The organism is Allosaccharopolyspora coralli (genome assembly GCF_009664835.1).
Classification (GTDB): Bacteria; Actinomycetota; Actinomycetes; order Mycobacteriales; family Pseudonocardiaceae; genus Allosaccharopolyspora; species Allosaccharopolyspora coralli.
In genome coordinates this window covers 2744572-2757401 of sequence record NZ_CP045929.1, presented here as the reverse complement: position 1 = coordinate 2757401, position 12830 = coordinate 2744572, and the positions used below count along the sequence as shown (strand labels likewise).

The window sequence follows — 12830 nt, the reverse complement described above, 5'->3', positions numbered from 1 at the left end:
CGTGGACCGTCGGCTCCGGCGTGGCGAGTGGGCTCGTCAGTTGGCGGGCAGGAAATCGAAGTCCTTGATGACGAACTCGTTGGCGGCGTCGTCCTTGTTCGCGTCGAGGTAGGGGGAGTAGGTCTCCACCGACACCGTCTCGGCCGCGGGGTCGAAGTCCATGACACGGAAGAAGCTGTTCGGGTCGAGCTTGTTCTTGTCCTGGTAGTCGGCCTGGATCTGATAGACGGTGTTGCCGTTGTCGCCCTTCTCCTCGATCATGCCGGCCGCGACGTGGTGGCCGGAGAAGACGAACGAGACGTTCGCGTGCTTGCTGACCAGTTCCGACCAGATTCGCTTGCCATCCTCGGTCTTCTGTTCGCCCTTCTGGTACGAGTGCGTGAGGACCATGACCTGGTGGTTGGGGTGGTCGGCGATGACCTGGTTGCCCCAGTCGAGTTCCTTGTCGGTGGGCACGTACTTCAGTGACAGCACGAGCCAGTCGGTGCCGCCCGCCGAGAAGGTGTGGTAGCTGTTGTCGTTCTGTCCTTCCGGGTAAGAGCCGCCGAAGGAGGGCAGGCTCTCGAACTTGCTCACGGGGAAGTTCTTGTTGAATGCCGTGGCGTCGCGGACGTTTTCCGGATCGTCACCGTTGGGCATGGCGTCCATGTCGTGGTTGCCGACGCCGATGATGTAGGGAACGTTGCCGTCCAGCCAGCCCATCGCGTTGGAGGCCGTCGTCCATTGACCGTCCTGGTCGGAGTCGTCGACGACGTCTCCCGCGTGCAGGGCGTAGGTGATGTTGCGGCTGTCCTTGTTGTCCTTGATCCACCGGCCTTGGGCATCGAACGCCGCGGGGTAGCTCTCCGACGAGTACTGGGTGTCCGGAAGGACGACGATGCTGAACGGGTCCGCCTGTTCCGGCGATTCGGCAGCGTGGGCAGGGGACACGACCAGGCCGAGCGAGACGGCGGCGGACAGGGCGAGTAATCGAAGTGTGCGGGTGCGTGTCATGGGTGCTCCTCGTGTGCGGTCACGACGAGCTGTCACGCTGCCAGGTCGACAACACACCGACAATGCATACAGTGAGAAACAAACCAACGAGCCGAGCACAGTGGACTGAACGGGGGACGCCATTTGCGCTGTTCGGCGCAGGGAGCGAGAGTTGTGCCGTCGCGCACGAAGCGGCGGTGCCGACCAGAGGCAGGGCACCGCCGCTTCGTTGTGCGATCGGATCGCGCATCAGGGTTTGCGGGCGACTCCGCCGAGGATCAGCCGTTGTACGTCGAACAGAGGCTTGGTGCGCGGGCCGTCCGGCCACCAGTCCGGCAGTAACTGCAAACCGGGGTTGACGAACTCGAGGCCGCAGAACATCGCCTCGATCTGGTCCCGTGTGCGGAAGAAACCCGAGCCCATCGGCCCGCTGCTGGCGATCTCCTCCAGTTCGGAGGCCAGTGCCGACAGCGGGCCGCCATCTTCTGGGTCGTAGAAGTGGGTGATCGCGACGTAGCTGCCGGAGGGAAGGTTGTCCACGTAGGATTGCATGATCGCGACCGGGTCGTGGTCGTCGGCGACATGGTGCAGCGTGGAGACCTGCATCAAGGCGGTCGGCTGCGTGAGGTCGAGGGTGCGCGCGACGAGCGGGTTCCCGTACACCTCGTCGGGACGGGTGAGATCGGCTGTTGCGAAGAACCCGTTCGTTCCCTCGTCGAGCAACGCACGCCCGTGCGCGGACACCACGGGGTCGTTGTCCACGTAGACGACTTTGGTGTCGAGGTTGAGACGCGCAGCGGCTTCGTGGGTGTTCTCGGCGGCGGGCAGCCCCGAACCGCAGTCGAGGAACTGTTCGATGCCGACGGTGCCCGCGAGGAACCGGGTCACCCGGATCAACCACTCCCGGTTGTCCCGGGCGATCGTCTCCATCTGAGGTGCCGCCTCAAGCAGCTGCTGCTTGACCTCGCGGTCGATGGCGTAGTTGTCCTTGCCGTTGAGCATCGCATCGTAGACGCGGGCGATGCTGGCGCGTGTGCTGTCAACGCCCACGGGCTCGCGCGGGGCGGGTTCGCTCATGGGGCGGTCCTTCCACAGGTGCGTGTTGGAGGCATCACTCTACGAGAAGACGATCAGGCGAGGAATACCGGTTCGATCTCGACGGAGTGCGGAGTCCCGCAAGCACTCCGGCGTGGGTTCGGAGTTCTCGACACGACCGATGTTCAGTCGATGATCTCGCGCTTGCGAATGCTCACTGCGCGCACGTAGACGCCACACGGAGCCACTGGACGGTCCGGTACTGCCTGCGCCGAGGGTGACGCCGTATCCGTACCGTCCTGATCACTCTGCCTACCTGGGTGCTCCGGCGTTCATTGAACGCCGCACCGCGCGGGAGTACGGTGTGGGTCTGGGCTGAGGGGAACCAGGCGTGTGACACCACTTCACCAGGAGTTCGAGCGAGACGAGGACGCGTTCGGCGAGGCGCGTCGACTGTTCAGCGTCGGCGACCACGAGGGGGTCGTGCATTTCGCCTCGCGGCTGGCCGATCGGGCGGTTGATCCGCACACGGGCGCCCGCGCCCTGGTCATGGTGATCGCCGCGTTGCTGAACCTGGGGCGGCACGACGAGTGTCCCCCGCATCTCGACCGGGCGTTCGCGCTGATCGACGGACTCAAGGCTCCCACGGTCCGAGGTGATCTCTACGCCCTCGCGGGCACGATCCCGTCGCAGGAATCGATGGACCGCGCGGTGCGGCATCTCGTGCAGAGTTCCCGGGAACTCAACCAGGTGGAAACGCCGACGGTCGAAGCCGCCAACGCGTGGCACAACCTCGCCGTCGCGTACTCCTACATCGGCTTCCACGGGCACGCGTTGGAGACCGCCGAACAGGCGTATCGGTGCGCGCGAGGTGCCGGGCTCGGCCCAGGAGACCATGCGTTGCCCGAGATCGGGGTCCGGCGCGCGCTCTCCTTGGACCAGCTCGGCGACAGCGACGGTTGCATCGCGGCTCTCCGCGAGGTCCTGACCGCGTGGCCGCGGCGCTTCCCGATCTCCGAGCTGTGGTCGATCGAGCGGCTCTACTACGACTACGCGCAGGTGCGGCTTGCGCTGCTGACGGGCTCCGTCGAGGACCACTCGGCTGCGACCGCCGCGCTGCCCACCGGGTTCGCCGATCTCCACGGGTGGGAAGGCCAGGATCTGCGATTGCTCGGTGAGGCGTGCGTGGCGATCCTGAACGGACGGCCGCGCGACGCGCTCGACCGGTTGCACGGCGAGTCCGTGCAGGAGTACACGCTGGGCGGTGCCGAGCTGGATCGGGTGCGGGCGCTGGCTCACGTGGCGGCGGGCGACCACAAATCGGCGATGACGGCCGACCGGTCCGCGGTACGGACCGCGAACAAGGCCACCCCGATGTTGCGGGCTCGTCTGCTGGACGGGACGAACACGCAGCTGGACCACGACGCGCTGCAACGGGTCGTCGCGCAGTGCGTGACGCAGGCGATGACCGACCCCTTGACCGGTCTGCCCAACCGCAGGCATTTCGACCGCTACGTCGCCGAACTCGTCGCCCGTGACGCGACGGCGGTGGTGGGCGTGGTTGACGTGGACGGGTTCAAGGCGGTGAACACGGTCCACGGCCATCTCGCGGGCGACATCGTGCTGCAACGGCTCGCCGGGATTCTGGCGAGCACGATCCGCGGCGGGGATTTCGTGGCGCGTTACGGTGGGGACGAGTTCGTCGTCGTGCTCCCCGGTGTGGAACTGGCGGACGCGGACGGAGTGCGGCATCGGGTGGAGCAGGCGATCGCCGAGTGCAATTGGGGCGCGCTCGTGCCGGGGACGCCGGTGTCGGTGACGATCGGGCTGGCGAGGCTGACCGACATGCCCAGCATCACCGAGGCACTGGAGGCCGCGGACGGGCAGATGCTGCGGCAGAAACAACGCGCGTGTTCGTGTCAGACCGTGAGCGACCCGGCGCACGAGGTACGCCCCGCCGCGTCGGGGCACGGCGACGTGGCCGCCCGACAGAGCTGACCACGTCTCTCGCATCCGGCAACGCCCGTGATCGTTGAGTAACGAGGATGCGCCGACGCGGTGGTCTGTGCGTTCACGACGGCAGGTTCGTGCCATAAGCTGATCGCCTCGACGGTGCCGAAGCGCAGGGTGACGCTTCGGTGTCGTGCCTGCCTGCACACCGAGTCCGCCGGAGGTGGCGATGAAGGAACGAGCCGATGTGATCGTGGTCGGCGCCGGTCTGGCCGGCCTGGTGGCGACCCACGAGCTCGTGAAGGCGGGCAAACGGGTCGTCGTGGTGGATCAGGAGAACCGGAGCAACCTCGGCGGCCAGGCCTACTGGTCGTTGGGCGGCCTGTTCCTCGTGGACTCACCCGAGCAGCGGCGGCTCGGCGTCAAGGATTCCTACGAACTCGCGATGCAGGACTGGATGGGCAGCGCCGCGTTCGATCGGGAGCGGGAGGACACCTGGCCGCGTCGATGGGCGCAGGCCTACGTCGAGTTCGCGGCGACGACGAAACGGCAGTATCTGCACGATCTGGGACTGCGAGTGACGCCGGTGGTCGGCTGGGCCGAACGCGGCGACGGCACCGCCGACGGGCACGGCAACTCGGTGCCGCGATTCCACATCACGTGGGGCACCGGTCCCGAAGTCGTCCGCGTGTTCGCCGAACCGGTGCTGGCGGGGGAGACGCGGGGTTTGGTGTCGTTCGCGTTCCGGCACCAGGTCGACGAGCTGGTCGTCGAGGACGGTGCCGTCGTCGGCGTTCGCGGGTCCGTGCTGGAACCGACCGACCTCGAACGGGGTGAGGCGTCCTCGCGGACGAAGGTCGAGGATTTCGAGCTGCGGGCTCCGGCGGTCGTGGTGACCACAGGCGGCATCGGGCACAACCACGAGTTGATCCGGCGCAACTGGCCAACCGATCGTCTCGGCCCGTGCCCGGACAAGCTGATTTCCGGTGTGCCCGCCCACGTCGACGGCCGGATGCTGCAGATCAGCGAGCAGGCGGGCGCGAACATCGTCAACCGCGACCGCATGTGGCACTACACCGAGGGCATCGAGAACTGGGACCCGATCTGGCCGGACCATGCCATCCGGATCATTCCTGGGCCGTCCTCGATGTGGTTCGACGCCGACGGCCGTCGGCTGCCTGCGCCGAACTTTCCCGGTTTCGACACGAACTCCACGATGAAGGCGATTCTGGCGGGTGGGCACGACTACTCGTGGCTGGTGCTCACGCAGTCGATCATCGAGAAGGAGTTCAACCTCTCCGGATCCGAACAGAACCCGGACATCACCGGCAAGGACACGAAGCTGACCCTGAGCAGCAGGCTGCAGAAGGGCGCGTCGGGACCGGTGGAGGCGTTCAAGCGACACGGCGCGGACTTCGTGGTCGCCGACAGTCTCGCCGAGCTGGTCGACGGCATGAACTCGATCGCCCGCGGGCCGAAGGTCGATCACGACGAGCTCGAGCGCCAGATCCTCGCGCGGGACCGGCAGCTCGACAACAAGTACGGCAAGGACGCCCAGCTGAAGGCCATCGACACCGCCCGCCGGTTCCTCGGGGACAAGCTCGCTCGAGCGGTGAAGCCGCACAAGATCCTCGATCCCGCGCACGGCCCGCTGATCGCCGTGCGGTTGAACATCCTCACCCGTAAGACTCTGGGTGGGATCGAAACGAACCTCGACTCACAGGTCATGCGCGCGGACGGCACGCCGATGCCCGGCCTCTACGCGGCAGGGGAGGTCGCCGGGTTCGGCGGCGGCGGTGTGCACGGCTACAACGCTCTGGAAGGCACGTTCCTCGGAGGCTGCATCTTCTCCGGCCGTGCGGCGGGTCTCGCGCTCGCGCGAGGGCGAGCGTGAGCCGCACGGCGCTCGTGACGGGCGCTTCCTCGGGCATCGGACACGCCGTCGCGAGCGCTCTCGTGGCGCGGGGTTACCGGGTGATCGGCACCAGTCGTAAGCCGGAGTCCATTGCGGACTCGATGCGGATTCCCGAAGTGCGGTACGAAGAACTCGACCTCGCCGACAATGCCTCGATCGATGCGCTGGTCGACCGTGTCGGTGCGGTCGACGTGGTGGTGAACAACGCGGGGGAGAGTCAGTCCGGGCCGTTGGAGGATCTGCCAACAGAGGTGCTCGAGCGACTCTTCCGGTTGAACGTCTTCGGGGCGGTGCGGCTGACCCAGTCGCTGCTGCCGGGGATGCGCGCTCGCGGGCACGGGCGCGTGGTGATGATCGGTTCGATGCTCGCGAGTTTCCCGCTGGCCTACCGGTCGTCCTACGTGGCATCGAAGGCGGCGATCAAGGGGTTCGCGACGGCGGCGCGCCGGGAGCTCGCACCGTTCGGCGTGTGGGTCACGACCGTCGAGCCCGGGTCGATCAACACCGGCATCAGCGAGCGCCGCACGAAGTACCTCGCGGACGGCTCCGTACACGCCGGCCGATTCCGCACCATGCTCGCGCATCTCGATCGCAACGAGCGGCGCGGGATCTCGGCGGACACGGTGGCGGGAACGGTGGTGAAGGCGATCGACGCAGGCAAGCCCCGCTCGCTGTACGCCGTCGGCAGCAACGCGCCGTTCGTGTTCGCCCTGCGTCGGCTGGTGCCTCGCTCGGTGGTGGAGCGGATCGTCGCCCGCAAACACGGGTTGTCCTGATGCCGGTGCGCCCGCGCCTCGGGAGAATCCTCACCGCGGGCGGCAGGAGCGTGCACGTCCGCGAGGACGGGAGCAGACAAGGCAAGCCGGTGGTGTTGCTCCACGGCTTCAGCGCGTCGTTGCAGTGGTTCGATCGGCTGACGCCCTTGCTCGCCGACCGGTATCGGGTGATCCGGGTGGATCTGCTCGGCCACGGTAGTACCGGTGGAGAACCCGCCGACGCCGGCGAACAGGCTCGAATGGTGGAGGTGGTCCTGGGGGTACTCGGTGTCGACGGGGCGGCGGCGGTCGGGCACTCGTTCGGTGCCGACGTCGCGATCGCGCTTGCCGAGCGCTCCCGCCGAATCGGCGAAGTGGTCGTCGTCGCGCAGGCGCCGGACTACGAGGGAGCGACTTTCCCGCCGGGGAACGCCTTGATGGCACAGAGGTTCCTCGGAGCCTTCGCTCATCGCATGGCGCCGCGACCCGTGGTGCGGACCGTCGCGGCTTATGCTTTCGCGCCGGGATTCCGACCCGGGGCCGCGCTGGACGAGCAGACGTATCTCGACCACCGCGCGATGCATCCGGGCATGTTCAGGGTGGTGCTGACCGAGCGCCGCGACCGAATGGCCACGTGCCCACTCGACGTGCAGCTGGCGCGGACCGGGCTGCCGTCCTTTGCGATCCTGGGTTCCCGCGACCGGTTCTACGGCGCTCGTTCCGCCGATCGCTATGCGGCAGCAGGCGCTCGCGTCGAAATCCTCCCGGATGCGGGGCACTCGCCGACTGTCGAAGCGCCGGGCGCGGTCGCCCGGCTGCTGCGTGAGTTCCTCCCGGCGTCACGCTGTTGACGGGCGACTACGCTCGAAATAGTTGCGTAAAGCAACCATCATCGATATGGTTGCGGTGTACATCGACCTGCGTGCGTCGCGGCACGTTGTCTCCGGAGTCGAGTGCGCACTTTCGTTCATTTTCGGGGGATCGTTCATGTCCAACGCTGGGCCGCCCGGCGCCGAGACCGGGGAGGACGCCCCCACGGCCGAAGAGTCCGGCCGCATGACGCATGCCCAGGTCATCCGGGCACTCGTAGGAATGTTGCTGGCGATGATGACCGCGCTGCTGTCGTCGACCGTCGTCTCCACCGCGTTGCCGACGATCACCACCGAGCTCAACGGCAGCCAGGACCAGTACACGTGGGTGGTGACCGCCACGCTGCTGGCGTCCACGGCGAGCACGCCGATCTGGGGCAAGCTCGCGGACCTGGTGAGCAAGAAACTGCTGGTGCAGGTGGCGATCAGCGTCTTCACCCTCGGCTCGATCGCGGCGGGCCTTGCGCAGTCCATGGACACCCTCATCGCCTGGCGCGCGTTCCAGGGACTCGGTCTCGGGGGACTGCAGTCGCTGGTGGTCATCGTCGTCGCGGCGATGATCAGCCCACGCGAGCGTGGCAAGTACATGTGACCGATCGCCGCCGTGATGTCGGTGGCGACGGTCGCGGGCCCGCTGCTGGGCGGTGTCATCGTCGACAGTGCGCTCGGCTGGCGCTGGTGCTTCTTCGCCGGTGTGCCCCTGGCCGTGGTGGCGCTGGTCGTCGTCCAGCGCACGCTGAACCTGCCCGTGGTCAAGCGCGAGGTTCGCATCGACTACCCGGGTGCGGTGCTCATCGCGGGTGGCGTGTCGACGCTGCTGATCTGGGTGACTCTCGCCGGCAGCGAATTCGCATGGGGTTCGCGCACGTCGTGGACGATGCTCGCGCTCGGTGTCGTGTCGCTGGCGCTCGCGGTGGTGGCCGAAACCCGGGCTGCGGAGCCGATCATCCCGCTCCGCTTGTTCCGCGACCGCACCACGACGTTGGCAACGTTGGCGAGTGTCGCTGTAGGAACGGCGATGTTCGGCGGCGCCGTGTTCCTCGGGCAGTACTTCCAGGTCGCGCGAGGCTACTCGCCGACAGCGGCAGGCCTGCTCACGTTGCCGATGGTCGTCGGTTCGATGGTGGGCTCGGCCGGTTCCGGGGCGTTGATCACTCGTTTCGGGCGGTGGAAGGGGTTCCTACTCGCCGGCAGCGTGCTGCTGTCTGTTTCGTTCGCGCTGCTCGGCACGATCGATCACCGCACGAACATGGTGCTGCTCGGTTCGTACCTCGTCCTCATGGGGCTCGGGATGGGCATGCTGATGCAGAACCTGGTGCTCGCCGTGCAGAACACCGTGGACTCGTCCGATCTCGGTGCGGCGAGTTCGATGGTGGCGTTCTTCCGGTCACTCGGCGGCACCGTTGGTGTCTCGGTGCTCGGCGCCGTCCTGGCGACCCGCGTGACCGAGTCCATCGCGAGCGGGTTGGCCGCACTGGGAGTGCCCGTTCCGCCTGGTGGGGGCGAGGGCACCGTCGGCATCGGTTCCCTCGACCGACTTCCCCCGGTGCTCGCCGACATCGTGCGCGGGGCCTACGGCGACGGGACCGCCACGATCTTCCTCGTCGCGTCCGTGCTCGCCGCGCTGTCGCTGGTCGCCATCGCCGGAATCAAGGAGGTTCCGTTGCGCACCACGAACGCGGTGCAGGATCAACTCAGGCAGGAGAAGGCCGACGCACTCGCCGAGACGTGAGCGGGCCTTTCGTCGTTGCGAGCCCCGGTCAGCTGGTGCGGATGAAGCGGTCGAGAACGCGCGTGCCGAAGCGCAGCGCGTCCACGGGGACGCGTTCGTCGACACCGTGGAACAAAGCGCTGAAATCCAGGTCGGCCGGCAGCCTCAACGGTGCGAATCCATAACAGTTCATACCCAGTCGCGCGAAGGATTTCGCGTCCGTGCCGCCGGACATCATGTACGGCAGCATCCGTGCGTCGGGGTCTTCGGCCAGCAGGGAGTCGCTCATCGAGTCGACGAGCCTGCCCTCGAACTTCGTCTCCACCGGGGGCAGTCCGACCCAGTCGAGTTCGATGTCCGGGCCGACGAGGTCGGCGACCTCCCGCTCGAACGCGGCTTCGCGTCCGGGCAGCACGCGGCAGTCGACGGCGGCTTCCGCGACGGCGGGGATGACATTGTGTTTGTATCCGGCGTCGAGCATCGTCGGATTCGCGATGTCGCGCAGGGTCGCACCGACGATGCGGGAGAGGTTCCCGAGTTTCGCGACGGCGCCGTCGAGGTCGTCGGCCGGGAAGTCCCAGCCGGTCATCTCGGTGACTCCGTCGAGGAACTCCTGCACGGAGTCGGTCATGACGATGGGGAACCGGTGTTGCCCGAGACGGGACACTGCGGTCGCGAGCTGGGTGACCGCGTTGTCCTCGTGGACCATCGAGCCGTGTCCGGCGCGGGCGTGGGCGCGCATCTTCAGCCAGCGGATGCCCTTCTCGGCGGTCTGCACGAGGTAGGTGCGGACACCGTCCTTGAGGGTCACGGAGAACCCGCCGACCTCGCTGATGGCTTCGACGCAGCCTTCGAACAGTTCGGGGCGGTGGTCGACGAGCCACTGGGCCCCGTGGAAGCTGCCCGCTTCCTCATCGGAGAGGAAAGCGAACACGATGTCGCGTTCGGGGGTGAGGCCGTCGCGCTTCAGCCGCCGCGCGACGGCGAGCATCATCCCGAGCATGTCCTTCATGTCGACCGCACCCCGGCCCCAGAGGTATCCGTCCTGGACCGCGCCGGAGAAGGGGTGAACCGACCAGTCGGCGGCCGCCGCGGGTACCACGTCGAGGTGCCCGTGCACGAGCAGGGCACCTCGCGAGCGATCGGCCCCCGGCAGGCGTGCGATGACGTTCCCGCGGCCGGGATTCTCACCCGACTCGACATAGGTGACCTCGTAGCCGACCTCGGTGAGCTTGGCCGCGACGTACTCGGCGGCGGGGCGCTCCGGCTTCAGGGTCTCGGGGTCGCCGGTGTTGGAGGTGTCGATCCGGATGAGATCGCTCGTGAGTTCGACGACCTCGTCCTCGGCCTGGCGCAGTCCTGCGGTTTCACCCTCGGTGGGCGTGTCCGTGTGCTCGTTCACCAGGCATTTCTACCATCCGTGTCGATCGAGGAGGGGTGGTTGGAACGCCCCGGAAGGCGTCCGCTAATCTGTACGCACAACACAGCAGGCAGCACCCGGTGAAACGGGTGAGGCCTGAGGGGTCCGAGTGGCGGAATGGCAGACGCGCTAGCTTGAGGTGCTAGTGCCCTACTAATGGGCGTGGGGGTTCAAGTCCCCCCTCGGACACAACCAGTTGGTCCACGGATGGTCTTGGTCGAGTTTTGACCAAGACCATCTTGCGTGTTGGGTCGTATGTCATCGTCAAGTCGAGCTGGCGGTAGACCTCGGCTTTGTCTTCGGGCGAGGCCCTTTGCAGGACCGTGAGTAGACCGCCAAGCGCCCGCACGGTCTTGTGGATCTGTGTTGCCGTCATCGGTCTCGTTCGGCGGGATGCTGATTGGAGTTGCGCGAGCTGCGCCTCGGCGGCGGCTTTCTCGTTCTGGACCTCGCTACTCCAGCCCGCAACCAAGCTGGCGTCGGCGCCTGCTTCGAGGGCCTCTTTGTGGCGTTCAAGCTTGCGTCGGCATCCTGCGACCTTCTGTCGCAGCGCGGTGACCGCTTCTTCGTCGGTGGTGGTGCTGCATTTTTGGTTGTCCGCGAGTTGTTCGAGAGTCGAACGGACGCGATCGGGGGCGAACACCTCGGCTAGCCAGGAGTCGAGGGCTGGGGTGAGCTGGTCCTCGCGCAGGTAGACCGAACGTGGGTGGTCCAGCTTGTTCGCGATCGCGTACTCCGACGGGAAGCGGCACCGGTAGTGGGCTCTGTCGTGGTTCCAAGTCCCCTGCATTCGCCGGTTGCAGAGCCCGCAGTACAACAGCCCTTTGAAGGCGTAGGGGTGCTTGGCGCGCGCTGTGGCGCGTTTCGTTGAGCGTGGGCCCCGAGAGGCGAGGCGCTGTTGGACGGCGTTGAAGGTGTCGGTGTTGACGATGGGGGCGTGAGCGATGTCGGTCGACCACAGCCAGTCGTCGGCCTCGTTCCATCGCATCCGCGTCTGGTGACCAAGCGCCACGTCCTCGACGTCAAGGAGTTGTTCGTGCTTTCTCTGCTTGCCCCAGACTTGGCGGCCCATGTAGCGGGGATTGGTCAGGATGGTGCGCACGGCGCTCTTGGACCAGGCGATGCCGCACCGGTGCGGGTTGCGTTGCCTGTCACGAGCTGCGGGCGACGGGGTGCCTTCGGCGGTGAGTTGCTGCGCGATCGCGAACACTCCGGTACCTCGCAGATACTCGTGGAAGATCCGTTCGACGACCGGTGCCGTTTCAGGGTCCAACTCCAGTTGGTGGAGTCGTTTGCCGTCGGCGGCTTTCGCGGGGTTGGGGTGTGGTCCGGCGTCCGTCAGGCGGTAGCCATAGGGAGGTCGACCGCCGAGGAAGCGACCTTCGATCTGAGCTTGGGAGCCCATGGCCGTTCGAACGCGGATCTTGATCCGGTTGCGTTCGCCCTTGGACATGCCGCCGAACACGCCCATGATCAGGTCGTGCGCCTCGGAAGAGGGATCGATGGGCCCGCCGACTTCGGGGACCCAGAGGCCAACCCCATAGTGCTCGAAGACGGGGAATGTGAGGCTGTACTGGTTGCCGTAGAAGGCCCGCTGTGGCTCGCCGATGACCACAGCATCAAACCCGCGATGGGGGTCCTTGAGGGCTTCGAGCAGGCGGGTGGCCTCCGGTCGGCGTTTCCACGGTAATGAACGGGAATGGCCGATGTCGAAGTACTCGGTGACGAGCTGCCCGTGGGACTCGACCAGGGCGAGGGCGCGGGTGCGTTGCCAGTTGCGGGACGCTTCTGGGTCCTGCTGGTCCTCGGTAGACACCCGGCCGTAGAAGCCGAATCTGATGGTCATGCTGCTTTGTCCTCACTGGTCTGGCTAGAGTCGATGTGGTCCGCCGCGCTGGTGAGAATCCTGAGAAGCGCCCTCGCCGCAGCCGGGTTCAGTGCCGGAGGTTCCTCGGGGGTGAACACAGTCAGTTCGGCCCGCTCGGTGTCAGATTGTTCGGGTGAGTCACGGCGCCTCATCGGTCGCGGCGGCTGCGTGTTGGTGTTGCTGCGTGGGGTTCTCCCGCCACCCCCGCACCGGTTGCGGACGGACCGGAAGGCGCCCGTGGTGAAACGAGATGACCTGTGCCTCCAGCGGGCAGCGGTCGTTGTGCAACGGACGGTGCCAAGAAGGTAGCGCCGACGCCCTCCCGGCGTCCGCCGA

At 66.9% G+C, this 12830-nt stretch carries 8 protein-coding genes, 1 tRNA gene and 2 pseudogenes; 7 read left to right on the top strand and 4 right to left on the bottom strand.

The genetic code is table 11. The features are described 5' to 3' along the window. Nucleotides 1-36: 36 nt before the first annotated feature. Together GIY23_RS13095 and GIY23_RS13090 are read right to left on the bottom strand one after the other, a co-directional pair. Nucleotides 37-993: a metallophosphoesterase gene (locus GIY23_RS13095; RefSeq protein ID WP_187351873.1), complete on the bottom strand. Its 957-nt coding sequence runs from the start codon at nucleotides 991-993 to the stop codon at nucleotides 37-39. A gap of 228 nt (nucleotides 994-1221) precedes the next feature. Beyond that, nucleotides 1222-2049 carry an SAM-dependent methyltransferase gene (locus GIY23_RS13090; protein WP_154076914.1) on the bottom strand — a complete coding sequence of 276 codons (828 nt, stop codon included), beginning with the start codon at nucleotides 2047-2049 and terminating at the stop codon, nucleotides 1222-1224. 351 nt (nucleotides 2050-2400) lie between these two features. On the opposite strand from GIY23_RS13090, the gene GIY23_RS13085 reads away from it, so the two are divergent. The 5 genes and pseudogenes from GIY23_RS13085 (at nucleotide 2401) to GIY23_RS13065 (ending at nucleotide 9228) form a co-directional block, all read left to right on the top strand. Further along, nucleotides 2401-4005, top strand: a complete 1605-nt coding sequence (locus tag GIY23_RS13085) for a GGDEF domain-containing protein (protein WP_154076913.1) — start codon at nucleotides 2401-2403, stop codon at nucleotides 4003-4005. Nucleotides 4006-4186: 181 nt separating this feature from the next. Beyond that, nucleotides 4187-5851, top strand: coding sequence for an FAD-binding dehydrogenase (locus GIY23_RS13080; protein WP_154076912.1), 1665 nt, complete (start codon nucleotides 4187-4189; stop codon nucleotides 5849-5851). Further along, nucleotides 5848-6648 carry an SDR family oxidoreductase gene (locus GIY23_RS13075; RefSeq protein WP_154076911.1) on the top strand — a complete coding sequence of 267 codons (801 nt, stop codon included), beginning with the start codon at nucleotides 5848-5850 and terminating at the stop codon, nucleotides 6646-6648. The genes GIY23_RS13080 and GIY23_RS13075 overlap by 4 nt, the downstream gene beginning before the upstream one ends. Further along, nucleotides 6648-7478 (top strand): alpha/beta fold hydrolase, encoded by an 831-nt coding sequence (locus GIY23_RS13070; protein WP_154076910.1) that lies wholly within the window; start codon nucleotides 6648-6650, stop codon nucleotides 7476-7478. Before GIY23_RS13075 ends, GIY23_RS13070 begins: the two co-directional genes overlap by 1 nt. A gap of 46 nt (nucleotides 7479-7524) precedes the next feature. Beyond that, nucleotides 7525-9228, top strand: a pseudogene (locus tag GIY23_RS13065) (MFS transporter). A 28-nt stretch (nucleotides 9229-9256) separates the two neighbouring features. Here the strand turns inward: GIY23_RS13065 and GIY23_RS13060 are convergent. Next, nucleotides 9257-10609 carry a M20/M25/M40 family metallo-hydrolase gene (locus GIY23_RS13060; RefSeq protein ID WP_154076909.1) on the bottom strand — a complete coding sequence of 451 codons (1353 nt, stop codon included), beginning with the start codon at nucleotides 10607-10609 and terminating at the stop codon, nucleotides 9257-9259. A gap of 121 nt (nucleotides 10610-10730) precedes the next feature. Between GIY23_RS13060 and GIY23_RS13055 the strand changes: the two genes are divergently transcribed. Next, nucleotides 10731-10816: transfer RNA gene (locus tag GIY23_RS13055), tRNA-Leu, on the top strand. A gap of 211 nt (nucleotides 10817-11027) precedes the next feature. Next, entirely contained in the window at nucleotides 11028-11279 is a 252-nt protein-coding gene (locus GIY23_RS23040; RefSeq protein ID WP_228717268.1) for a hypothetical protein, read from the top strand. Nucleotides 11280-11312: 33 nt separating this feature from the next. Here GIY23_RS23040 and GIY23_RS23430 read toward each other — a convergent pair. Next, nucleotides 11313-12473: pseudogene (locus GIY23_RS23430) on the bottom strand (recombinase family protein); the annotation flags it as partial. Nucleotides 12474-12830 lie beyond the last annotated feature (357 nt).

Coding starts and splice junctions, on each gene's coding strand:
- GIY23_RS13070 (WP_154076910.1), top strand. CDS start 6,648: ATGCCGGTGCGCCCGCGCCTCGGGAGAATCCTCACCGCGGGCGGCAGG.
- GIY23_RS13080 (WP_154076912.1), top strand. CDS start 4,187: ATGAAGGAACGAGCCGATGTGATCGTGGTCGGCGCCGGTCTGGCCGGC.
- GIY23_RS13095 (WP_187351873.1), bottom strand. CDS start 993: ATGACACGCACCCGCACACTTCGATTACTCGCCCTGTCCGCCGCCGTC.
- GIY23_RS13090 (WP_154076914.1), bottom strand. CDS start 2,049: ATGAGCGAACCCGCCCCGCGCGAGCCCGTGGGCGTTGACAGCACACGC.